This is a genomic window from Marinobacter sp. CA1, from assembly GCF_020546665.1.
In the GTDB taxonomy this organism is placed as follows: domain Bacteria; phylum Pseudomonadota; class Gammaproteobacteria; order Pseudomonadales; family Oleiphilaceae; genus Marinobacter; species Marinobacter xestospongiae.
In genome coordinates this window covers 3464204-3488844 of the sequence record NZ_CP071785.1, presented here as the reverse complement: position 1 = coordinate 3488844, position 24641 = coordinate 3464204, and the positions used below count along the sequence as shown (strand labels likewise).

18 protein-coding genes are annotated in these 24641 nt (G+C 61.2%); 16 read left to right on the top strand and 2 right to left on the bottom strand.

Annotated features, from left to right (window positions below; all coding sequences use genetic code 11):
• Positions 1-5 precede the first annotated feature (5 nt).
• From J2887_RS15910 to pdxJ, 9 genes are all read left to right on the top strand, one after another.
• Complete coding sequence (locus J2887_RS15910) at positions 6-1361, top strand: DegQ family serine endoprotease (RefSeq protein ID WP_227176152.1); 1356 nt, start codon at positions 6-8, stop codon at positions 1359-1361.
• Between the two features lie 189 nt (positions 1362-1550).
• On the top strand, positions 1551-4277 hold the full coding sequence (locus J2887_RS15905) for an EAL domain-containing protein (protein ID WP_227172077.1): 2727 nt from the start codon (positions 1551-1553) through the stop codon (positions 4275-4277).
• A gap of 149 nt (positions 4278-4426) precedes the next feature.
• Positions 4427-6229 carry a translation elongation factor 4 gene (lepA, locus tag J2887_RS15900; protein ID WP_227172076.1) on the top strand — a complete coding sequence of 601 codons (1803 nt, stop codon included), beginning with the start codon at positions 4427-4429 and terminating at the stop codon, positions 6227-6229.
• Between the two features lie 11 nt (positions 6230-6240).
• A complete protein-coding gene (gene lepB, locus J2887_RS15895; RefSeq protein WP_227172075.1) occupies positions 6241-7047 on the top strand; it encodes a signal peptidase I in 807 nt (268 codons plus the stop codon).
• Between the two features lie 25 nt (positions 7048-7072).
• Positions 7073-7480, top strand: coding sequence for a DUF4845 domain-containing protein (locus J2887_RS15890; RefSeq protein ID WP_227172074.1), 408 nt, complete (start codon positions 7073-7075; stop codon positions 7478-7480).
• Entirely contained in the window at positions 7477-8169 is a 693-nt protein-coding gene (rnc, locus tag J2887_RS15885) for a ribonuclease III (protein WP_227172073.1), read from the top strand. The genes J2887_RS15890 and rnc overlap by 4 nt, the downstream gene beginning before the upstream one ends.
• Complete coding sequence (gene era, locus J2887_RS15880) at positions 8169-9086, top strand: GTPase Era (RefSeq protein WP_227176151.1); 918 nt, start codon at positions 8169-8171, stop codon at positions 9084-9086. Before rnc ends, era begins: the two co-directional genes overlap by 1 nt.
• Positions 9087-9093: 7 nt before the next feature.
• Positions 9094-9801 carry a DNA repair protein RecO gene (gene recO, locus J2887_RS15875; RefSeq protein ID WP_227172072.1) on the top strand — a complete coding sequence of 236 codons (708 nt, stop codon included), beginning with the start codon at positions 9094-9096 and terminating at the stop codon, positions 9799-9801.
• A gap of 10 nt (positions 9802-9811) precedes the next feature.
• Positions 9812-10564, top strand: a complete 753-nt coding sequence (pdxJ, locus tag J2887_RS15870) for a pyridoxine 5'-phosphate synthase (protein ID WP_227172071.1) — start codon at positions 9812-9814, stop codon at positions 10562-10564.
• A 59-nt stretch (positions 10565-10623) separates the two neighbouring features.
• Here the strand turns inward: pdxJ and J2887_RS15865 are convergent, their stop codons facing one another.
• Positions 10624-13500, bottom strand: a complete 2877-nt coding sequence (locus J2887_RS15865; RefSeq protein ID WP_227172070.1) for an ATP-binding protein — start codon at positions 13498-13500, stop codon at positions 10624-10626.
• A 321-nt stretch (positions 13501-13821) separates the two neighbouring features.
• On the opposite strand from J2887_RS15865, the gene cysM reads away from it, so the two are divergent.
• The 5 genes from cysM to J2887_RS15840 all read left to right on the top strand — a co-directional run bounded on the left by cysM (position 13822) and on the right by J2887_RS15840 (position 19847).
• Complete coding sequence (gene cysM / locus J2887_RS15860; protein ID WP_227172069.1) at positions 13822-14715, top strand: cysteine synthase CysM; 894 nt, start codon at positions 13822-13824, stop codon at positions 14713-14715.
• A 127-nt stretch (positions 14716-14842) separates the two neighbouring features.
• Complete coding sequence (gene rlmD, locus J2887_RS15855) at positions 14843-16192, top strand: 23S rRNA (uracil(1939)-C(5))-methyltransferase RlmD (protein WP_227172068.1); 1350 nt, start codon at positions 14843-14845, stop codon at positions 16190-16192.
• 57 nt (positions 16193-16249) lie between these two features.
• Positions 16250-18487, top strand: a complete 2238-nt coding sequence (relA, locus tag J2887_RS15850) for a GTP diphosphokinase (protein WP_227172067.1) — start codon at positions 16250-16252, stop codon at positions 18485-18487.
• Entirely contained in the window at positions 18484-19338 is an 855-nt protein-coding gene (gene mazG / locus J2887_RS15845) for a nucleoside triphosphate pyrophosphohydrolase (protein WP_227172066.1), read from the top strand. The genes relA and mazG overlap by 4 nt, the downstream gene beginning before the upstream one ends.
• 164 nt (positions 19339-19502) lie before the next feature.
• A complete protein-coding gene (locus J2887_RS15840) occupies positions 19503-19847 on the top strand; it encodes a pilin assembly protein (RefSeq protein ID WP_227172065.1) in 345 nt (114 codons plus the stop codon).
• A 126-nt stretch (positions 19848-19973) separates the two neighbouring features.
• Here J2887_RS15840 and J2887_RS15835 read toward each other — a convergent pair whose 3' ends face one another.
• Positions 19974-20207, bottom strand: coding sequence for a hypothetical protein (locus J2887_RS15835; RefSeq protein WP_227172064.1), 234 nt, complete (start codon positions 20205-20207; stop codon positions 19974-19976).
• Between the two features lie 168 nt (positions 20208-20375).
• Between J2887_RS15835 and ppc the strand changes: the two genes are divergently transcribed.
• Complete coding sequence (gene ppc / locus J2887_RS15830) at positions 20376-23021, top strand: phosphoenolpyruvate carboxylase (RefSeq protein WP_227172063.1); 2646 nt, start codon at positions 20376-20378, stop codon at positions 23019-23021.
• A gap of 93 nt (positions 23022-23114) precedes the next feature.
• Entirely contained in the window at positions 23115-24485 is a 1371-nt protein-coding gene (locus J2887_RS15825; RefSeq protein WP_227172062.1) for an HDOD domain-containing protein, read from the top strand.
• Positions 24486-24641 lie beyond the last annotated feature (156 nt).

Genomic DNA, 24641 nt, shown 5'->3' with positions numbered 1-24641 from the left:
TGGCGATGCCTGCCGCCGCCGCCCGAGGGCTGCCGGATTTTACCGACCTGGTTGAGGACAACGCCGATGCCGTGGTGAACATCAGTACCACCCAGGCACCTTCCGCCCAGGGGCGTCGCCTCCCCTTCAATCAACGCCAGTTTGAGCAGTTACCGGAGTTCTTCCAGGACTTTTTCGGTGGTCATGGCGCGCCCTTCGGTCGCGGGCCGGGACAGTCAGCGCCCCGGCAGTCCATGGGCTCTGGCTTTATCGTCTCGTCGGACGGTTATGTGCTGACCAATAACCATGTGGTGGAAGGTGCGGACGAGATAGTGGTGCGCCTGAGCGATCGTCGGGAACTCAATGCCACCCTGGTGGGTACCGATCCACGTTCGGACCTGGCGGTGCTCAAGATCAATGACGGTGACGATCTGCCGGTGGTGCAGATCGGTCGCTCCAGCGATCTGAAGACCGGCGAATGGGTGCTTGCCATCGGCTCCCCGTTTGGCTTTGACTACACCGCAACCGCGGGCATTGTCAGCGCCCTGGGGCGTTCGCTGCCGTCAGAGAACTACGTGCCGTTCATTCAGACCGATGTGGCCATCAATCCGGGCAATTCCGGCGGGCCGCTGTTCAACCTGGACGGTGAAGTGGTGGGGATCAATTCCCAGATCTACACCCGCTCCGGCGGCTTTATGGGGGTGTCTTTCGCCATTCCCATCGACGACGCCATGAACGTGTTCCGTCAGCTGCGTGACAGCGGCTCCGTGTCCCGCGGCTGGTTGGGCGTGCTGATTCAGGAGGTCAACCGGGATCTGGCGGAGTCGTTCGGTCTGAGCCGGCCACGCGGTGCCCTGGTGGCGGAGGTGATGCCTGGCTCACCGGCGGAGCGTGCAGGACTTCGGGCCGGTGACATCGTGCTTGCCTACGAGGATGACGAGATCAGTCTGTCCTCCGACCTGCCGCCAATGGTTGGACGTACCCCGGTGGGCGAGTCCGCGACACTGGACGTGCTGCGCGGCGGTGACCGGATTGAGCTGGAGGTCACCATCGGCCAGTTGCCCGATGAGGGGGGCAGCAGCACCGGAGCGCCGGCCCAGGGATCGTCCACCGCGCCGCTGGGGCTGGTGATTGAGTCACTGCCGGAGAAACTCCGCAACGACCTCGGCATTGATGGTGGTGTGGTGGTCACCGACGTTGGCCGTGGTGCGGCGCTGGATGCCGGCATCCGGCCGAGGGATGTCATCACTGAGATCAATCGTCAGCCGGTGACCTCCGTCAGTGAGTTCCGCTCTGCCATCAGCGATCTGCCCCAGGGCAAGGCGGTGTCGGTCCGGGTCATTCGCCAGGGTCGAGCTATCTACCTGGTGATGAAACCCTAATCCGGCGTATGAGAACCAGTCCCCGCTGGCTGTCGTCAAAGGCGACGGCCGGCGGGTGTTTTTGTTATAGTTGCAGGCGCTAAGGAGCCTGTGCCCGCCTGGATTGGTCGGCTCCCCCTCTGCCCATCGGCCACCGACCTTTAAAGCTCGTCGCGTTGCGCCCTATCGCCAAGGACCGGGACCACCGCCATGATGAATTCCAAGGATTTTTCCCTCGGTGACCTGTTGCGGGTTCGTCATGCCTGGATTGCCTGGTGTCTGTTGACCATCTGCCTGCTGGCCACTGCGGTGTTGTGGCATGTGTCGGTGCGGCTGGTTGAGGATCGCACCGAGGCCCGTTTCCGTACCCAGTCGTTGCAGCTGAAAACAGCCATTGAAGAGCGTCTGCTGAACTACGAGCAGGTGCTGGCAGGTTCTGCCGGGTTGTTTGCGGTATCGCCTGAGCTCAATCGCCTGGACTGGCACACCTACATTGAAAGTGTCGACATTGAGCGTTACTACCCGGGGATTCAGGGCATTGGCTATGCGGAGCGGGTCAAGGCCTGGAATCTTGACCAGCATCTGGCGTGGGCGCGGGGGCAGGGCATGCCGGATTACACCATCCAGCCCATCGGTGAGCGCAATGAATATCACCCGATCGTGTTCATGGAGCCGGCCAGCCACCAGAACCGGCGGGCCAATGGCTATGATTCCTTTACCGATCCGGTGCACCGGCGGGCGATGGCGCAGGCTCGGGATCGGGGCCAGCCGATGATTACCGGCAAGCTGGTCCTGGTGCAGGAGGAAGTGGCCGAAGACCAGGCCGGTTTCCTGATGTATTACCCGATCTACCAGGGTGGACGCACGCCGGATAACGCAACCGAGCGTCAGGCCCTGCTCAAGGGTTTTGTATTCAGTGCGTTTCGGATGAATACCCTGATTGACGGCATTGTCGGGTTGATTTCACCGTTTCTCGACGTGCGCATCTACGATGCTGAGGCGGCCAGCCGTGACGACCTGATGTACGGTTCCAATCTGGGGTCGCTGGACAACGAGTTCAGCTTTGAGAAGACCCAGCGCATTGTCCATGGCGGTCGAACCTGGTTGCTGCAAACCCGCTCCACTCCGGCTTTTGACTACCTGGCCTCGGACCCTCGTCCCCCCATCGTGCTGCTGGCTGGGGTCGTGATCAGTTTGCTGTTGTTTGCTTTCGCTCTCGTGCTGATCCGCTCGAGGTTGCTGGCGCAGATCAGTGCCGGGCAGTATCGCGCCATCACCGAGGGCGCGGCCAATGTGACTCTGGTGCTGACTGAGGATGGCCGTGCCCGATACGTCAGCCCGTCCAGTAAGGACATTCTGGGCTTCGACGCGGAACAGGTTCAGGCCATGGAACTGTCGGCGCTGGTGCACGGGGAGGATTGGCCCCGGCTGGAAGCCGGCTTCCGCGAGGCCCGGTCCAGTTCGGGACAGTCTCTGCCGATGGTGCGGGCACGGGTTCGGGATGCCGGTGGCGAGTGGCGGGTGATGGAAGGGACCTACACGTCGATGCTGGCGGTGCCCGGCGTAGACGGGGTGGTGTTGAGCCTGCGGGATCTGACGCAGCTGAAAGCGGCCCAGTCGGAACTGCATCGACTGGCGTTCTACGACCCCCTGACCGGTCTGGCCAATCGCCAGCTGTTCCGGGATCGCCTCAACCATGTGGTGCGCAGCAGCCGGCGTACCGAAGAGCCGGCGGCGCTGATGCTGCTGGATCTGGATGGTTTCAAGCGGATAAATGACACCCTGGGCCACGATGCCGGTGACGAACTGCTGAAACAGGTGGCACGCTGGCTGACCGGCTGCGTGCGGGAGGAGGACTCCGTGGCCCGGTTGGGCGGCGACGAGTTTGTGGTGCTGTTGTCACGGATCAGTGGCCCGGAGGCCGTTGCCAAGGTGGCGGAGACGGTGCTCCGGCGGCTGTGCCAGCGCATCCGTCTCAATGAGCACGAGGTTGGTGTAACCGCCAGCGTCGGGGTCACCATGATTCCGTTCGACAGTGAAGACCCGAGTGCGTTGATGAAATACGCCGATCTGGCGATGTACCGGGCCAAGGAATGCGGTCGCAATAACTTTCAGTTCTTTACGCCGGCGATGAACATCAAGGCGGCTCGGCGCTTGTTGCAGCAGGAAGAACTGGCCACGGCGCTGGAGGCTGATCGGTTCGTCCTGCACTACCAGCCCAAGGTGGATCTGGCGACAGAGAAAGTGCTCGGCGTAGAGGCGTTTTTGCGGTGGCAGCATCCGGAGAAGGGGCTGGTGTCCGCGCAGCAGTTTATTCACCTGGCAGAAGAAACCGGAATGATCGTGCGCCTCGGTGAGGTCGCACTGCGCCAGGCCTGCATCCAGATTCAGGCGTTGGAGCGGGCCGGGTTTGAAGACCTCAAGGTGGCGGTCAACCTGTCAGCGCGCCAGGTCACCGACAGCGGTTTTCTGGACATGTTCCGTCAGGTAATCACCGAGACCGGTGTGTTTCCGGAACGGCTGGAGCTGGAGCTGCCGGCGGAACTGTTGAATGAGGACCCGCGGCGGCTTCAGGAATTGCTGGGGGCGTTGCACGATCTCGGGGTGTGCTTGATCCTGGACGACTTTGGCACCGGGGCCTGCTCGCTGGCGGCGTTGCAACAGTTGCCGCTGGATGTGGTCAAGATCGACGACCGCTTTATCCGCGATATCCCCTACAACGTCAGTGCCACCGACGTTGCCTCGGCAGTCATCGCGCTTGCCCGCAAGCTGCATTTGACGGTGGTGGCAGAAGGGGTGGAGACACCGCAGCAACTGAGTTTCCTCAAGTCTGCCGGATGCACCCAGTGCCAGGGTAACCTGTTCAGCCATCCGCTGGATGAGGATGCACTGATCGGCTTCCTGGTACGGCAGTATGAGCGGCCACTGATGTCCTGATCATGGCAATGGCGGGCGGTAACCGGTAGAATCAGCGCGTTGCTGAGCCCGCAGGGCATCCGCCGCCCTACACATCCCGGCGGCACGGTCAGGCGTCTGTCTGGCCATGCGGGCTCGTCTGTATCGTCCTACACGAGTACCCATTGTCTGTGACTGATCTTAGCCGAATCCGTAACTTTTCCATCATTGCCCATATTGATCACGGCAAATCCACGCTGGCAGACCGCTTTATTCAGATCTGCGGTGGTCTGACCGAGCGGGAAATGGCCGCCCAGGTGCTCGATTCGATGGATCTTGAGCGTGAGCGCGGCATTACGATCAAGGCCCAGAGTGTCACGCTGAACTACAAGGCCCGTGACGGAATCGAGTACAAGCTGAACTTCATCGATACTCCTGGGCATGTGGACTTCTCCTACGAGGTGTCCCGTTCCCTGTATGCCTGTGAAGGGGCGCTGCTGGTGGTGGATGCGGGGCAGGGGGTTGAGGCCCAGTCCGTGGCGAACTGTTACACCGCCATTGAGCAGGGGCTGGAAGTTGTCCCGGTGCTCAACAAGATGGACCTGCCCCAGGCTGAGCCTGAGCGGGTGGCTCAGGAAATTGAGGACATCATCGGTATAGAAGCGGCCGATGCGGTGCGTTGTTCCGCCAAGAGCGGCCTCGGCGTTGAAGACGTACTGGAAGACCTCATCAAGCGTATTCCGCCCCCGGCCGGAGAGATTGACGCCCCCCTGAAAGCGTTGATCATCGACTCCTGGTTTGACAATTACCTGGGCGTGGTGTCGCTGGTTCGCGTCACTCAGGGCAGACTCCGCAAGGGCGACAAGATTGTGATCAAGTCCACTGGCCGCGCCTGGAACGCTGACCGGGTTGGTATCTTCAACCCCAAACTGACCGATACCGGCGAACTGAGCACCGGCGACGTCGGTTTTGTGGTGGCTGGCATCAAAGATATTCATGGTGCGCCGGTGGGGGACACCATCGTGCATCAGAAAGGCGCGGAAGAGGCGACGCCGCTGCCGGGCTTCCAGAAGGTCAAGCCCCAGGTTTATGCGGGTCTGTTCCCGATCAGTTCCGATGATTACGACGATTTTCGTGACGCGCTGGAAAAGCTGACGCTGAACGACGCCTCGCTGTTCTTCGAGCCGGAGAGCTCGGATGCCCTGGGCTTCGGTTTCAGGTGTGGCTTCCTGGGCATGCTGCACATGGAGATTATCCAGGAGCGGCTGGAGCGGGAGTATAACCTCGAGCTGATCACCACAGCGCCCACGGTAATCTATGAAGTGGTCACCACCCAGGGTGAGACCGTGTCGGTGGATAACCCGTCACGGTTGCCGGATATTGGCTCCATCGAAGAGATGCGGGAGCCGATTGTTGAAGCCAACATCCTGGTTCCCCAGGAGCATCTGGGCAACGTCATCGCGCTGTGTGAGGAAAAGCGCGGTGTGCAGAAGAATATGCACTTCCTGGCGACCCAGGTACAGCTCACCTATGAGCTGCCCATGGCGGAAGTGGTGCTGGACTTCTTTGACCGCATCAAGTCGGCGAGCCGAGGTTTCGCCTCTCTGGATTACCAGTTTGTGCGGTTTGATCCGGCCAACCTGGTACGGTTGGATGTGCTGATCAACGGCGACCGCGTGGATGCGCTGGCGCTGATCGTGCACCGCGAGCAGGCTCATTACCGCGGTCGCGCGCTGGTGGAAAAGATGAAAGAGCTGATTCCGCGGCAGATGTTCGACATCGCGATCCAGGCTGCGATTGGCAACCAGATTGTCTCCCGGGTCACCGTGAAGGCGCTGCGCAAGAACGTCACCGCCAAGTGTTACGGCGGCGATGTCAGCCGTAAGAAAAAGCTGCTGCAGAAGCAGAAAGAAGGTAAAAAACGCATGAAACAGTTGGGTAATGTGGAAGTACCCCAGGAAGCGTTCCTTGCCGTACTGAAAGTAGACAACTAGGGACATCCCTGATGGATATCAATTTCCCGCTGATTCTTGTGGTGCTGACCTTTGCCACCGGGCTGGTCTGGTTGGCGGACGTGGTGTTTTTCAAACCGCGACGGCTGGCCAGTCATGGCGCGGCATCGGCGGCCAACGCCGATAGCGCGGCCCTGGATGACGACGGCGAGGAAAGCCGGGAGCCCTATCTGGTGGACCTGAGCCGCTCCTTCTTCCCGGTGCTGGCCATCGTCCTGGTCCTGCGTTCTTTTCTGGTCGAGCCTTTCACCATTCCCTCCGGCTCCATGCTGCCCACCCTGGAAGTCGATGACTTCATCCTGGTCAACAAGTTCGCCTACGGGCTGCGCCTGCCTGTCATCGGGACCAAGATCGTTGACATCGGTGACCCCCAGCGAGGGGATGTCATGGTGTTCAAGGTGCCGGAGGATGGCGAGACCAACTATATTAAGAGAGTGATCGGAGTGCCGGGTGATCGCATCCGCTACCGTAACAAGACCCTCTACATCAATGGTGAGGAGGTTGAGAGCCAGTTTGTCGCCAAGCTGCCGCCGGTGGAGTTGCGGCGGGAACGGTTGGGGGATGTGGAGCATGACATCTTCCTGACCCTGGGCCGACAGAGTGGCGCCGGTGAGGGTGAGTGGGTGGTGCCGGAAGGCCATTATTTCATGATGGGTGACAACCGGGACAACAGTAACGACAGCCGGTTCTGGGGCACCGTCCCCGATGAACTGGTGGTTGGCAAAGCTTTTGCCATCTGGATGCACTGGAAGTCGCTGACCAGTCTGCCCACCTTTGACCGGGTGGGAGCGATAGATTGACTGCGCCAAGGGATGAACAACTGATATGACAGGTATGCAAGCGATGATGAAGTGTGGCCAGAAGGCGCTGGAGCTCCAGCGTGGTGCCTCGACGTTGACCATGTTGACCATGGTGCTGTTCTTTGGCGGGTTGTTGACTTTGGCGCTCAAGCTGGGGCCGATCTATCTGGATGACATCACCATCCAGGAGGCCATTGAGAGTCTTGATGGCACGGACGGGCTGTCTGATATGTCTCCTGTTGCGGTGCGATCCCTGATTGATAAACGTCTTCTGGTGAATAACGTTCGAGATTTTGATTCTGACAATATCAACATCGAGAAGGACGGCGAGGTGGTCATGATTACGGTGGCGTATGAGATGCGCACATCAATCATCAGCGACATCGACGCCGTCGTCAGCTTTAACCATGAGTATGAGATGAGGGGCCAGTGAGTTCCCAACCCGATCTAGACAGGCTGCAACGCCGCCTTGGTTACCAGTTCAAGCAGCCTGAGTACCTGCTGCTGGCTCTGACCCACCGGAGCTACGGTAACCAGAACAACGAACGCCTGGAATTCCTTGGCGACTCCATCGTGAACATGGTGATCGCGGAGCACCTGTTCCTGAACTTCGAAAAAGCCCGTGAGGGCCAGCTCAGTCGCTTGCGGGCCCGTATGGTCAAGGGCGTCACCCTGGCCGAGATTGGCCGCGAGTTTGATCTTGGCCGGTATCTGCGTCTGGGGTCCGGTGAGCTCAAAAGTGGTGGTTTTCGACGGGACTCGATCCTGGCGGATACGGTGGAGTCCATCATTGGCGCCATCTACCTCGACAGCGATTTCGATACCTGCCGGGAGCAGGTGCTGATCTGGTTTCGGCAGCGGTTGGAAAACCTCAACCTGCAGGACACCCAGAAAGATCCCAAGACCCGACTGCAGGAATTCCTGCAGTCGCGGCAATACCCCTTGCCCCAGTACGAGGTGATTTCGGTGGATGGCGAAGCCCACGCCCAGACCTTTCATGTCTCCTGTGCGTTGCCGTCGCTGGACCGCAAAACCACGGGTGTCGGCAGCAGTCGCCGACTGGCGGAACAGCAGGCTGCCCGCAGTGCACTCAAGGCGCTGGGCGTGGAGAGTGAGGAATGATGATGGACCCCACCCGCCCTGAAAATCCGGACAGCCGCTGTGGCTTTGTCGCCATCGTGGGCCGCCCCAATGTGGGCAAGTCGACCCTGCTCAACCACATTCTCGGCCAGAAGCTCAGCATTACCTCGCGTAAGCCCCAGACGACCCGTCACCAGGTGCTGGGGATCAAAACCGAGGGCCCGGTGCAGGCGATCTATGTGGATACTCCGGGCATGCACGAAGATGAGCCGCGCGCCATCAACAAATACATGAACAAGGCCGCCAGTTCGGCGTTGATTGATGTCGATGTGGTGGTATTCGTGGTTGATCAGGCACACTGGACCAGTGCCGACCAGATGGTCCTGGACAAGCTGGAGCGGCTGACCTGCCCGGTGATTCTTGTGGTGAACAAGGTCGACAAGACCGAGCGTCGCGAAACCCTGCTGCCGCATCTGGAGATGCTGGCTGCGAAGCGGGAGTTCGCAGAAATCATTCCCCTGTCGGCGCTCCGGGGCCAGAACCTGGCGCCATTGGAAGAGGCCGTCGGCCGGTTCCTGCCAGAGAGTGTCCACTTTTACCCGGACGACCAGATCACTGACCGCAGCCAACGCTTCCTGGCCTCTGAAATGGTGCGGGAGAAGATCACCCGTCAGCTGGGCGCCGAATTGCCCTATTCCGCTGCCGTCGAAATCGAGGAATTCCGTCAGGATGGCAAGACTTTGCACATCTCTGCCCTGATTCTGGTGGAACGGCAGGGCCAGAAGAAGATCGTGATCGGCGACAAGGGTGAGCGGTTGCGCCAGATTGGCAAGGAGGCTCGCCAGGATATGGAGCGGCTGTTCGATTCCAAGGTGATGCTGCGCCTGTGGGTCAAGGTCAAGCGGGGCTGGTCGGACAGCGACCGGGCTCTGAAGAGCCTGGGAATGAACGACCTCTGAGGCAGCCATGGCCGCTCCCGTACAAGGCGAGCCAGGCTATGTGCTGCATCGCCGACCCTACCGAGAAACCAGTCTGCTGGTCGATGTGCTCACCCTCAACCATGGCCGTTTGGGCCTGGTTGCCCGGGGCGCCAACAGCGCCCGCAGTCCGCTCAAGGCCCAGTTGCAGCCCTTTCTGCCTCTGTTGCTGGACTGGCAGGGCCGCAGCGATCTGAAGACCCTGGTGCAACTGGAGGTCCGTGATGGCCCCGCGCCGAAAGGAACCGTTGCACTCTACAGTGGACTGTACCTCAACGAACTGCTGCAACGTCTGGTGCCGGAAGGCGATCCACTCCCCGAACTGTTTGCCTGCTACATCGACAGCCTGCATGCGCTGGCCGATACCACCGATGTGGAGCCGGTACTGCGACGTTTTGAGATAGCATTTGCCCAGGCCCTGGGCTACGGCTTTGACTGGGGCTGGGTGACCGATCTGGGGCGGGAAGTCGAGCCCCGGGGACACTATTGCTATGATCCTGGCCAGGGTATCCTGGCTCACCCAACCCCGGAGACCCGGTTGCAGTCTCTTGCCGGTGATACCCTGTTGGGGCTGGCCGCCGGTGACTATGGGTCTGCAGATACGCGCCGATTGGCCAAGCGGGTCATGCGCGTTCTGGTCGATCATCTGTTGCAGGGACGGCCCCTGCATAGCCGGTCCCTGTTCCACAAAGGCTGAGGAGAGCCCGATGAGTTCGAATCCGTTACCCAAGAGAGTGCTGCTGGGGGTCAATGTTGACCATGTGGCGACCCTGCGTCAGGCCCGTGGCACCCGTTATCCGGACCCGGTCCAGGCCGCGCTGCTGGCTGAGGAGGCGGGGGCCGATGGTATTACCATCCATCCGCGGGAAGACCGTCGCCACATTCAGGATCGGGACGTACTGTTGTTGCGGGAAACGCTCAACAGCAAGATGAACCTGGAAATGGCCGTCACGGACGCCATGCTGGCCTTTGCCGAACAGGTGCGCCCTCACTGTGTCTGCCTGGTACCAGAGAAGCGTGAGGAGTTGACCACTGAGGGTGGGCTCGATGTGGTCGGGCAGGAGGCTCGGGTTGCCAAAGCCTGTGAGCGGCTGGCGGCCATTGGCGCCGAAGTGTCGCTGTTTATCGACCCCGATCCGGAGCAGATTGACGCCGCTGTGCGCTGTGGCGCGCCGGTGATCGAGCTGCACACCGGGGAGTACGCGGAAGCTGAAACGCCCGAGGCGGTGGCCGCAACCTTGGGGGTGTTGCAGGCTGCGGTTGCCCACGCCCGCCAGCGGGGGTTGATCGTCAATGCCGGCCACGGTCTCCATTACCACAATACCGAAGCGGTAGCGGCGATTGACGGCATCAACGAGCTCAACATTGGTCACAGCATCATCGCCCGCGCGGTGTTCACCGGTCTCAAGAACGCGGTCAAGGAAATGCGGGCGATTCTGGATCGCGCTCGTCAGCTCTAGGCCGCCTCAGAGGATCTCAGGGCCGCTCTGAAAGCTGCAATTTCGGCGCTGCGGTGGTATCAGGTTTCCGGGTGGGCGGTTGCTTCGGTGTCGAAGGCCCGGAACTGGGACTGCCAGTCGGTCTGATCACTCCAGATTTCCAGCCGCTCCATCGCCGCCAGCATCTGTTCGGTCAGTGATTCCAGCTCCGGGGATTGTCGTTTCAGGCCGGTTTCCAGCTGTTCCGCCATCGCCCGCAGTTCCGGCACGCCACAGTAGCGGGCGGCGCCATGGAGCTTGTGGACACATTCCAGCAGTTCGTCCAGCTGCTGCTGTTGCCACAGCTCACGGATGCGCTGACGATCCCCCTGGAGCTGCTCCAGCAGCATGCTGAACAGCTCCTCCGCAAGGTCTGTCTTGCCAGCCGCCAGCTGAATACTTTCCTCGACACTGACGCAGTCCTGCTGTTTCTTGCGGGTTGAGGGGCGAATGCCCCGTCGTGTATCCCTGACTTCCGCTACGTTCTGGTGATCTGGAAGGTTTTGGCTCTGGAAACCGGTGTAATCGCGGATTGTTTCCATCAGTTGGCGGCTGCTGATGGGCTTGGCGATGTAGCCATCAAACCCCTGAGCCACCAGGCGGGCCTGCTCGTCCGCCAGGGCATGGGCGGTGAGGGCAATGATGGGCAGTCGTTTGCCTTTGCTGTCCAGGGATCGCAGCCGTTCGGTGGTTTCAACGCCATCCATTCCAGGCATCTGCAGGTCCATGAATACCAGATCGAAACGGCCTTGGCGTGCCTTGCTCAGCGCCTCAAAGCCACTGGCTGCGCCTTCGGCTTCAATGTTCTGGTCCCGCAGCAGCGTCAACACCAGCTTCAGGTTGGCTTCATTGTCGTCCACCGCCAGTACCCGTGGCGTGTTGTCGTGCTCAAGCAGTACCGGCCCGCTCTTGACGGCTGGCTTCGCCTTGGTGTTCTCGATGCCGTGGATCAGCAGGAGCAGCTCATCATAAAGGGTATCGCGGCAGACCGGCTTGGTCAGGTGACCGCTGGCCAGTTTGGACAACGGGTCGTCCTGGGTTTCCAGGGTTGGGGTCAGTAACAGGGTGCGGCAATCCCGTTCCAGCTCCAGATCCCGGATCAGACTGCAGTATTGACTGGAATGCAGCAGGTGGCGGGTAATACCCACCATGGCGAGAGCATAACCAGCCTGTTTCTGCTGCGCCTCGGCGATTTTCTCCCGCAACTCCGTCGGAGAACCGGCGCGGTCCACCTCCAGCCCCCAGTCCCGCAACAGGTGTTCCACCGCCAGGCCAGAGGTTTTCTGGTGCTCCAGATAAATCAGTCGTTCGCCTCCCAGAGCATCCCGGGGAGGGGCGGAGCCGACGGTGGCGGAGAGGTCGGTGGAGAGGGTGAACCAGAAAGTGGAGCCTTTGCCCAGTTCGCTTTCAAGGCCGATGTTGCCGCCCATCTCCTCCACCAGCCGCTTGGAGATTGCCAGCCCCAGACCGGTGCCGCCGTACTGCCGGGCGGTAGAGGCGTCGGCCTGATTGAAGGCGTTGAACAAGGATTGCTGTTGCGCCCGGGACAGACCAACCCCGGAATCGCTGATGCTCAATCGTAAGGTGACCCGGTGATTTTCCGGGTCTTCGTCTTCCAGGCTGGCCCGCAGCACCACTTCGCCGGTCTGGGTGAACTTAATGGCGTTGTTCACCAGATTGGTGATCACCTGTTTCACCCGCAAAGGGTCTCCCATCAGGTTGTCCGGCACGTCGGCATAAACCAGCGGCACCAGGTCCAGGTTCTTGCCGTGGGCGGCCGGCGCCAGCATCACCATCACCTCTTCCACGATATCCCGGAGCTGGAACGGCACCCGGTCCAGGATCAGCTTGCCTGCTTCGATCTTGGAGAAGTCGAGGATGTCATTGATGATGGTGAGCAGAATCTCGGACGACTTGCGAATGGTGTTGAGGTGGTCCCGCTGCTGCTTGGGCATGGGGCCCTTGAGCAGCAGTTCGGTGAAGCCGATGATGCCGTTCAGCGGGGTACGGATTTCGTGGGACATGTTGGCCAGGAATTCCGACTTGATACGGCTCGCTTCCAGCGCCTCCTTGCGGGCCAGGTCCAGTTCAATGTTCTGGATCTCGATGGTTTCCAGGGTTTCCCGCAGATCTTCGGTGGCCTGGTCGATGTTCTGCTGCATCTCCGCCTGGGCCTTGCTGAGTTCGGCGGCCATGGCATTCAGGCCCGATTCCAGCTGCTCGAATTCCGGTCCCGCTTCGGTGTAGACCCGGGTATCGAGCTTGCCCTCCTTGAGGCGGGCCACGGCTTCGTTGAGCTCAAAGATCGGGTGGGTAAAGGCGCGACTCAGACGCACCGCAATCAGCAGGCTGGCCGCCACTCCGGCAAGCACCAGCAGCAGCGAGATCAGCAGGGCCTTGTAGGTTTCCTTCTCGGTACGGATGTGGGACATCTCGACCGCCACCCAGCCAATGGGGTCGCTGCTGCGGGGATTGCCGGGAATCGGTTCCAGCTCCAGCATGTTCTCGATCATCAGGTCCTGGAGGAACACCGGAGTGATGAACAGTGTGCTGTTGCGGCGCTGGTGGCGCAGTGCGTTGGACTGGGTCAGGGCGGAGCTGTCGATCGGTTCGCGGTAGCCCGGGCCGGTGTGAAGCAGACGCTGACGACTGGCGTCGTAGAAGGTAATGGAGCGTACGTCCTGCTCTTCCAGTAGCGCGTTGGACAGGCTGCTCAGCAGGCTTCGGTTGGCGGTGAACATGCCGTACTCTGAGCCTGCGGCCAGCTGCCGGGAGAGGGAATCCCCCCGGTCCTGGAGCAGCTGTTCGATGTTCTTGACCCAGCTCAGGGAGAAAAACAGACCCAGCATCAGAGTGGTGAGAAGGGTGGGAACCAGCGTCACCACCAGTACTTTTTTGCGGATGCCCCAGCGACGCATGCCCTGATTCCGAAGTAATTGACCGTCCTGTCCCAAGGGTCCCTTTGCGCAAGTGACTCTTGCCCTGATGACTCCTGTAGAGCCACCCCTGTTCTGATCAAACAGAGGTTAGCCTAACGCGTTGAGCCAGGGTGTGATCCTCACCCGGTTATAGCCGTTCGTCATGGTAATAGCTACAACCTGTATTGGGCGCCGGAGGCCGGAACGCGTATGATGTCGAACCCAATGCGTGCCGGTGCTGCCGCGCCAAGTGCCAGACAGTGTAACACAGCCCGTCGGCCAGGCGGGGCACGCCCCAGGGTGACAGGAGAGACGTTGATCATGCATTTCCCCACCATTGAAGACTATGTCGGCCACACACCCCTGGTGCGGCTACAGCGGCTGCCTGGCGAGACCAGCAACGTGGTGCTGGCAAAACTGGAAGGCAACAATCCTGCCGGCTCGGTCAAGGATCGTCCCGCCCTGAGCATGATCCAGGAGGCCGAACGTCGTGGTGATATCCGGCCGGGTGACACCCTGATTGAGGCAACCAGTGGCAATACCGGCATAGCCCTGGCGATGGCCGCTGCCATCAAGGGGTACCGCATGGTGTTGATCATGCCGGCGAACATGAGCGAGGAGCGGCGGGCCTCCATGCGGGCCTATGGCGCGGAAATCATCACCGTCAGCCGGGAAGAGGGCATGGAAGGGGCCCGCGACCTGGCCCATCGCATGCAGCAGGAAGGTCAGGGACTGGTGCTGGACCAGTTTGGCAACCAGGACAACCCGCTGGCCCATTACCGCACCACCGGGCCGGAAATCTGGGAGCAGACGGCCGGTCGGGTCACGCACTTCATCAGCTCCATGGGGACCACGGGTACCATCATGGGTGTCTCCCGCTACCTCAAGGAACGTAACCCGGACGTGGAAATCGTTGGCCTTCAGCCGCGCGAAGGCGCCTCGATTCCCGGAATCCGCCGGTGGCCGGAAGCCTATTTGCCGTCTATCTTCGATGCCACTAGGGTGGATCAGGTGCTGGACATTGGTCAGCAGGAGGCCGAGGACACCATGCGGGCTCTCGCCCGCGAGGAAGGCATCTTCTGCGGTGTGTCCTCCGGCGGTGCCATTGCCGGGGCGCTTCAGCTGTCGGCCCAGGTTGAAAATGCGGTGATCGTGGCCATTATCTGTGACCGGGGTGATCGTTACCTGTCGACCGGGGTGTTCCCCGGAGCCTGATTTCCAGTCACCGGATTCATCCCTCTCCGTCGCCGCAGGCCGGTTGTTGCCGGCGCGGCCAGGGTGGAATCCACCGGCCTCCAGCCCGGTGGAGCCGCCGTCCATATTCAGTCAGAGTTAATGCAGTATGAGCAGAAGACGCAGGAAGGCCCTGCCCACCGAGCCACTTCGGTGTGATGTAGAGAAACTCAGTCACGATGGTCGTGGCATCGCCCACCTCGATGGCAAGATCCAGTTCGTCGACGGCGCGCTGCCGGGCGAGTCGGTGATGGCCAAGATGGTCAGCACCCGCAGCAAATTTGATGAACTCCGTACCGTGGAAGTATTAGAGGCTGTGGCCGATCGCGCCACGCCGCCTTGCGATTTCGCCGACCTTTGTGGTGGCTGCAGCCTGCAGCACATGAGCGGCGACGCCCAGATTGCCTTTAAGGAAGGCACGCTGCGGGAGCATTTTGCCCACTTTGGGGGCATCGAGCCGGAGCAGTGGATTGAACCCTTGCGTTCGGTGGACCGGGGCTATCGCCGCAAGGCGCGTCTTGGCGTCAAATACGTCCATAAGCGGGAGTCGGTGCTGGTCGGGTTCCGCGAAAAGCGCACCAGTTTCTTGGCGGACATCGACCACTGTGCGGTGCTCGACCCACGGATTGGTGAGCAGATCACTGGCCTGCGGACCTTGATCCACAGCCTCGATGCGTACCAGCGAATCGCCCAGGTGGAAGTGGCCTGCGGCGATGATGAAGCGGCCCTGGTATTCCGTAATCTTGATCCGTTGAATAACGAAGACCGTGCGCGGCTGATTGAGTTTGGCCAGGCCCAGGGCTTGCATATCTACCTCCAGCCCAAGGGACCGGACACGGTCCACCGGATCTGGCCGGAAGGCGGGGAAGAACGGCTGCATTACCGACTGGACGCGTTCGACCTGACGATGACCTTTCATCCGATGGACTTTACCCAGGTCAATGCGGGTATTAACCAGCAAATGGTAGAACGGGCAGTGGACTGGCTGGACATTCAGCCGGGTGAGCGGGTTCTGGACCTGTTCTGCGGGCTTGGCAACTTCACTCTGCCCATCGCCCGTCGGGCTGGTGAGGTCGTTGGGGTTGAAGGTGATGACGCCATGGTAGTTCGGGGGCGGGAAAATGCCGAACGCAATGGCATCGATAATGTCCGCTTCTACGGAGCCAACCTGCAAGGTGATTTCACCGCTGAGGCCTGGGCGGCGGAAGGGTTCGACAAGATTCTGATTGATCCCCCCCGCTCCGGGGCGGAGGAAGTGTGTGAGTACCTGACCGCCTTCGGCGCCAACCGCATTGTCTACGTCTCCTGCAACCCTGCAACGCTGGCGCGGGACGCCGGCGTGATGGTGCGCAATGGCTACCGACTGGTGCGGGCCGGGGTGATGGACATGTTCCCTCACACCACCCATGTGGAATCGATTGCCCTGTTCGAGCGTGACAGCAAGGGGTCACGGGGATAGGGGCAGACAGTCCGGCCAGGGATGGTCGGCACAAGGAACGGGGATAACAAAAACGGCATGGTAAAAGTTCGCGAAGACGTTGTAGTCAATCCCGATGGCCAGCTGGATCTCGACCGCTGGATTCATCACATTGAAGCCCAGACCCACCTGCAGGACGTTGAGCAGTTTCGCCGCGCCTGCCGTACGGCCGCGGAAATCGACCTGCAGGCGGTCCAGGATGATCGTCTCTGGGCGCCCGGTGCCAGCAGCTTCAAGACTGGTTGTGAGATGGCCCAGGTGCTGGTGGAACTGCATCTGGATCAGGCCAGCCTGGTGGCGGCCATCCTCTATCGGGCCGTCCGTGAGGAAAAGGTCGGGCTGGAGGCCATTCGCGCGGATTTCGGCGATGAGGTGGCCAACCTCATTGACGGTGTCCAGCAGATGGCGGCGATCTCCGCTATTCATCATCCGCTCAAGGGCAACGTGCTGGGGCAGAGTCAGGGCCAGCTGGACAATGTCCGCAAGATGCTGGTCACCATGATCGACGACGTCCGGGTGGCGCTGATCAAACTGGCGGAGCGGACCTGTGCCATTCGGGCGGTAAAGGATGCGCCGGCCGAGAAGCGCATGCGGGTGGCCCGTGAAGTGTTCGATATCTACGCCCCGCTGGCTCACCGTCTGGGCATCGGCCACATCAAGTGGGAGCTGGAGGACCTGTCGTTCCGTTACCTCCATGAGTCCGCCTACAAGAAGATTGCCAAGCTGCTGGATGAAAAACGCTTGGCCCGGGACAGTTACATCGGGCGGGTGTTGAAAACGCTGGAAGACGAACTGCAGGACGCCGGTATCGAGGGTGAACTCACCGGACGGGCCAAGCACATCTACAGCATCTGGCGGAAGATGCGCCGCAAGGGCATCGACTTTTCCCAGGTCTATGACGTTCGCGCCGTGCGCATACTGGTGCCGGAGGTGCGTGACTGCTACGCCGCCCTGGGCATCGTCCACAGCCTGTGGCGCCATATTCCCAACGAATTCGACGATTACATCGCCAATCCCAAGGAAAACGGCTACCAGTCCCTGCATACCGCGGTGGTGGGCCCCGAGGGCAAGGTGATGGAAGTGCAGATTCGCACCCACAAGATGCACGAAGAAGCGGAACTCGGGGTGTGTGCCCATTGGCTCTACAAGGGCATGGACCAGGGCAACAAATCCAGTGGCTATGACGCCAAGATCAACTGGCTGCGACAGGTGCTGGACTGGCAGGAGGATCTGGGCGATCTCTCCGGCCTGGCGGATCACCTCAAGACCGATGTGTCATCGGATCGGGTCTATGTCTTTACCCCTGAGGGGCATGTGGTGGATCTGCCTCAGGGCGCGACACCGGTGGATTTTGCCTACCGTGTCCACACCGAGGTGGGCCATGCCTGTCGTGGTGCGCGAGTGAATGGCCGCATTGTGCCGTTGACCTACCCGCTGAAGACCGGTGAGCAGGTGTTTATCCTCACCTCCAACAATCCGGCACCAAGCCGTGACTGGCTCAATCCCAGCCTGGGCTACATTCAGACATCCCGGGCCCGGGCCAAGGTTACCCACTGGTTCAAGCTGCAGGACCATGATCGCAACGTCGCTGACGGCCGGGCGATCCTGGAGGACGAATTCAAGCGTCTGTCGATCCACGAGCTCGATCTCTCTGAGCTGGCGGCCAAGGTCAACTACCATTCCGCCGAGGATATGTACGCCGCCGTGGGTGCCGGTGATCTGCGACCGACCCACGTTGCCAATGTGGCGCAACAGATGCTCGAACCCCGGGATCGTCAGCTCGATCTCAAATTGGTGCGGGATCGCAAGAAAACCTACGACACCGAGTCGGATATCCAGATCCAGGGTGTTGGCAAGCTCAAGACCCAGGTGGCCAAATGCTGCAAGCCGCTGCCGGGCGATCCCATTGGGGGGTACATTACCGTCGGTCGTGGGGTCACGGTGCACCGTCAGGACTGCATCACCTTCCTGAACCTGCGGGAACTGGAACCCAACCGCATCATTGAAGTGAGCTGGGGCGGTAAACAGGAATCGGTCTACCCGGTGGATATCGAAATCGAGGCCTACGACCGTGCTGGCCTGCTGCGCGACATTACCCAGGTGCTGACGGCTTCCCGCAGCAACGTGCTGGCCCTCAATACCATCACCAATCCGGACGACAATACTGCCACCATGACGGTGACGGTGGAAATCAGCAGCCTGGAGCAGTTGGCCCGGTTGCTGGCGCAGATCCGGAACCTGTCCAACATCGTGGATGTCAGGCGGAAGCGCAAATGAGTTACACCCTCGACGATCTCAAGTACCTGATGGCGCGGCTGCGCAAACCCGACACCGGCTGCCCCTGGGATCTCAAGCAGACCTTCGCCAGCATCGTCCCTCACACTCTGGAAGAGGCTTACGAAGTCGCTGACGCCATTGAGCGGGAAGACTGGCCGCACCTGGAGGATGAGCTGGGTGACCTGCTGTTCCAGGTGATTTTCTACAGCCAGCTGGGGGCCGAGCAAGGCCATTTCCAGTTTGACTCGGTGGTGGATCGTCTGGTGCAAAAGCTGGTGCGGCGTCATCCCCATGTGTTTCCGGATGGCGAGCTGAGCAGTGAAGTGGACCCGGACAATCGTCCGACCGACGATGAGATCAAGGCCAGCTGGGAGCGGATCAAGGCGGAAGAGCGAGCCCAGGCGTCGGAGCCGGATGCGGATTCACCGCCCGCCAGCCGTCTGGACGGCATTGCCCGTACCCTGCCGGCCATGGCCCGGGCAGACAAGCTGCAACGTCGGGCGTCCCGGCATGGCTTCGACTGGCCCACCATCGGGCCGGTGTTCGACAAGCTCCACGAGGAGATTGACGAACTCAAGGAAGCCTGGGAGGCGGCCCAGTCGGGCACAGGCGACGTTGACGCGGTGGAAGACGAGCTGGGCGACTTGCTGTTTGTCTGTGTGAACCTGGCACGTTTCCTGAAGGTAACCCCTGAGCAGGCCCTGAAGCGAACCAACCGCAAGTTCGAATGCCGGTTCCGGGCGATTGAGGAGCGGTTGGCGGAACAGGGGCGCGACATGGACGCGGAATCCCTGGAAGCACTGGATGCGCTGTGGCAGTCGGTCAAGGGCGTGGAAAAGCAGTCCCAGTGATCGGTGCCAGTGCGGGCGCCAGTGCCGGGCGATAGGTACAATCCGTTACCAATTTGGCGCGCCCCGTGTTGGGGCATCGTCTAAACTTTGGGGAAACGGATGCACCGTCCCGGCGGGGAAGGGTGTCTGTCATCCGGGCCAAGCACAGCAGGAGTTGCAGCACTATGAAGATCAAAGATCTGGTCAAATACTGGGATAAGCATGCACGGGGTCGGTTGACCCGGGATGGCTACTTCCTGGCACTGTCCGATCAGCACCATCAGCGGCTGGAAAAACTGGCCGCGCTGTATCCGATGAAATCCCCCCAGGACCTGTTGCGGGACCTGATCTCCGCGTCGCTGGATGAGCTGGAAACCAGTTTCCCCTACGTTCAGGGCAACAAGGTTGTGGCGATCGACGAGGATGGGTTTGAGATCTATGAGGATCAGGGCCTGACACCCCGCTTCATCAGTCTGAGCCAGAAGCATATCCAGTCGCTCAAGGCCCGGCAGCTGGACTCCGTGGCCTGATCCAGCCGGCCTGTGCCTGGGGCCGCTTGTGCCCCGTTCAGTTCAGCGATTTTCTTGCTCCGGCGGGCGTCCTGCCCGCCAGGCTGGCGTGACCGCTCGGTTCACGCCGTCTTACCTTCATTGCGCTTACTTGCTCTTGTCCGCCAGCTTGTCCTTCAACGGGCTCTGACGCACCAGGTCGTCAAGGGCGGCGGACACCATGTCATTGAGGATATCGGTTTCGCTGCGGTCCGGGTACAACTCGGCCAGGGCGGCAATGCGGGCCGCATCCTCCAGTGGCAGACGCAGGTTGTAGTCGTGATTGCGCTCCACCGGGTCCTTCTCGGATTCCCAGTGCTGGGGCAGTTCGGTTACTTTCATGGATAACTCCTTGCGGCACAGGCGTCGGGGAGCCCGAACCGGCTGGGTGACCACGGCCCGATCGCGTTGATCAAGTGTGTGGTGCATTCGGCGGTTGTTCTCAGGCTCCAAAGTCTTTATTAGTATCGATACAACCTTTGGCCTTAGTCAATTCAAAAGGATGCCGATGTGACAGAGCTACATCCCGACCTCAGAGACAACGTTCGCCTGCTCGGAGAATTGCTGGGAGACAGCATTCGCCGGCACCCCGGGGAACAGACCTTCCAGCTGATCGAGGAAATCCGTGCGGCCGCGAAAGCGGACCGTCGCCAGGAAAGTGGCTCCGGGCAGCGGCTGCTGCAGCTGTTGAGCAACCTGGAGGATGATCAGCTATTGCCGGTCACCCGTGCGTTCAACCAGTTCCTCAACCTGGCCAACCTGGCGGAACAGTACCACGGCATCCGTCGCAAACGCGGGCATCAGTCAGACCTGATGGTGGAATCGCTGGAGGAAGTGTTCCAGCGGCTGATGGACGGCGGTGTCAGTGCTGACGAGTTGCACCGCAAGGTGGCGGACCTGCGCATCGAGTTTGTGCTGACCGCACACCCGACGGAAGTCGCACGCCGTACCCTGATCCAGAAATACGACGAGATGTCCGAGTGCCTGGCGGGTCTGGACCATGACGACCTGCTGCCGGCGGAGCGTGAAGAGCTCACGGATCGGTTGCAACAACTGATCACCGAGGCCTGGCACACCGACGAGATCCGCCATGAACGGCCAACCGCGGTGGATGAGGCCAAGTGGGGCTTTGCCGTCATCGAGAACAGCCTGTGGCAGGCTTTGCCCAGGTTCCTCAGAGGTCTGGACCAGGCCCTGCAACAGGCAACCGGACTTGGCCTGCCGGTGGATGCGGCGCCGATCCGGATTGCGTCGTGGATGGGCGGCGACCGGGATGGCAACCCCAACGTCACCCATCAGGTCACCCAACAGGTGTTCCTGCTGGGACGCTGGATGGCCGCGGATCTTTACCTGCGGGACATCAAGGCGCTGCGGGCGGAGCTGTCGATGTGGCAGGCCAGTGACGAATTGCGGGCCAGCGTTGGCGACAGTCGCGAACCCTACCGGGAAGTGCTGGGACAGTTGCGCGAGCGGCTGGTAAAAACCCGGGACTGGGCGGAGGCCCGCATCAAGGGCGAGCCGGCGGACGCCAGTGACATCCTGTTCGAGAACCGTGACCTGACCGATCCGCTGGAACTGTGCTATCGCTCACTGGTGGATTCCGGCCTGGAAAGCATCGCCAAGGGGCCATTACTGGACACTCTGCGTCGTGCCCACTCGCTGGGGCTGCCGCTGGTGCGCCTGGATATCCGCCAGGAGGCGACGCGGCACGCCGAGGCGGTCGCGGAACTGGTGGAGTATGTTGGCCTGGGAGACTACCTGTCGTGGTCGGAGGAGGAGCGCCAGGCGTTCCTGGTGAAGGAATTGCAGGGCCGCCGGCCACTGACCCCGCGTCACTGGCAGCCTTCGGAGCCGGTGCGGGAAGTGCTGGCCACCTGTGAAGTGGTGGCGGCCCAGACACCCCAGGGACTGGGTTCCTACGTCATCTCCATGGCCAGCAAGCCTTCGGACGTACTCAATGTGATCCTGCTGCTGCGGGAGGCTGGCATGCAGCACCCGATGCGGGTGGTGCCGTTGTTCGAGACCCTGGCGGATCTCAGTGGCGCTCCTGACAGCATGGCGGCGTTGTTCGACATCGACTGGTACCGGGAATACTGCCAGGGCCGTCAGGAAGTGATGATTGGTTACTCCGATTCCTCCAAGGACGCGGGCCAGATGATGGCGGCCTGGGCCCAGTACCAGGCCCAGGAAAAACTCACCGAGGTTGCCGGCCGTTTCGGCGTTCACCTGACCCTGTTCCATGGCCGCGGCGGCACGGTCGGGCGGGGTGGTGGTCCGGCCAACCGGGCGATCCTGTCCCAGCCGCCAGGCTCGGTCAACGGCAGTTTCCGGATTACTGAACAGGGTGAGATGATCCGCTTCAAATTTGGTTTGCCACGATTGGCGGAGCAGAGTCTGACGCTGTATACCACGGCGGTAGTTGAGGCAACTCTGGCGCCGCCGCCGGCGCCGGAGCCGGAATGGCGGGACACCATGGACTGGTTGACCGAGCGCTCTCTGGCTGCCTACCGGGCGGTGGTGCGTGAGAATCCGGATTTTGTACCCTATTTCCGGCAGGCCACTCCGGAACAGGCGCTGGGCAAACTGGCTCTGGGCAGCCGTCCGGCCCGACGCAAGGCCACCGGCGGGGTTGAGAGCCTGAGGGCGATACCCTGGATTTTCGCCTGGACCCAGATGCGCCTGATGCTGCCCAGCTGGCTCGGCAGCGATGTCGCCCTGGCCGCCGCTGAGTCGTCGGGACGATTGCCGGTGCTGCGGGAAATGATGGCGCGCTGGCCGTTCTTCCGGACCTACGTCGACATGCTGGAGATGGTCCTGGCCAAGGCCGATCTGCGCATCGCCGACTACTACCAGAAAACCCTGGTGGAGGACCGCCTGCGCCCCCTCGGCGAGGACTTGCAGCAGCGGCTGGATGGCTGCATCGCGCTGGTCAAAGCGCTGAAGGAGGAGGACGAGCTGCTGGCCAGCGAGCCGGTGTTTGCCCACTCCATGCGAGTGCGTAACCCCTACACCGATCCTTTGCACTACATGCAGGCGGAATTGCTGCGCCGGGATCGGGACTGCGAAGAGCGTGGTCAGCAGGTGCCGGAAACTGTGGCCCAGGCTTTGAAGGTCACCATGGCCGGCATCGCCGCCGGTATGCGCAATACTGGCTAGTAACCAAACGGGCCCAGGCCGGCGACGCTTGGAGCCGGCCCGGGGCGCTGGTAGTATCGGCCGACCGCCGGAGATGACAATCAGGAGACCGCGTTGGCACTGGCCCCGAGACTGCAACAGTACCTGACCCGCAAGGGCATCGCGTTTGAGGACATTGCCCTTGAGCCGATGGCCAACCTCGATGCTGCGGTGATCGCCAGTGGTGAGGCCCAGGGCAACATCCTGCAGGCCACGCTGATGATAGACCTGCAGGGCGTAGTGATGGTGGTACATCCATTCGATACCGCCCTCGATGAGGAATTGATGACCGAGCTGACAGGGCGCCGCTTGCAGCCCCTGAGCAGTCAGCAGGCAGATCGGCTGTTCAGCGATTGTGATCCCGGGTTTCACCCGCCTGTCGGTGCGGCCTATGGTCTGACCGTGTTGGTGGACCAGGACGTGCTCACCCTGGAGCATGCGTTGCTCAGCTCCGGCACCGACCGTTCGCTGGTGCGCCTGGACCGTCGCAACCTGAAGCTGGCGCTGGCGGATGCCCATGAGGCCCATGTGGTGATCCGTGGTCCCGGCGCTGGCAGTCAGACCGCGCTCAGTCTTGACGATGTCGCTACTCAGCTGCAGAAGCTCTACCGGTTGCCGCCGATGCCGGCGCTGGCACTGCGGATTCTGCGTTTGACCGCAAACCCTGAGGCATCGGCCCGGGAACTGGCGGACCTGATTGAACTTGATCCCAGCCTCACCGCCCAGATTCTTCGCTACGCCCGTTCGGCGCTGTTCAACTACCCCGGCCAGATCCAGTCAGTCCAGGAGGCCGTCACCCGGGTGCTCGGTTTTGACCGGGTGGCCCACGTTGCCATGGGTATCGCCTCGGTGCGGGCGTTTGATGTCCCGCGTGAGGGTATGCTGGGGATGGACCAGTTCTGGCGTCATTCGTTGTACTGCGCCTTCCTGTGCCAGCATCTGGCGCAGCGTTGTGGTGGTGACAAGAGCCTGGCCTACCTTTGCGGGCTGCTGCACAACTTTGGGCTGTTATTGATCGGCCATCTGTTCCCGGCCGAGTTCGATGAACTGAATGCGATGCGGGAAGCCAATCCCGAAGCCAGCATGCGTTCACTGGAGCAGCAGGTGTTCGGCGGCAGCCAGCAGCACGATATGCTGACCGTCGGCCATGGTGCAATTGGTGGCATTCTGCATCGTCTGTGGCAGTTGCCCGATGCTGTCGTCAAGGCAGCCGGGGTGCATCAGCAGCTGGACTACCACGGCGACCATGAGAACTATGTACTGATGGTCCAGTTGGCCAACGCGATGCTCAAGGAACAGGGCATCGGCGACGAATTCAATCCTGAGGATACTGCTCCATTGCTGGCGCGGTTGGGGCTGGATGACTCGGACCTGAACCGCCTCAACCAGGAGATGGAGCGGGTCTCCGGTGACCTCGATACCCTGGCCCAATCTCTCACGGCGTGATGTCCTGGAACAAGCGGCTGTCTTTAATGCGACGGAGGTCCACTTTCTCTCACAGGGTGGACTTCGTATAATGCCGGCTCCATTTTGCCTCAGTCCGTCCAAGAGGCGGTCGCAAAGCCCCAGGGTTTTGCAACCGCTTTTTAACGATAATCAAGA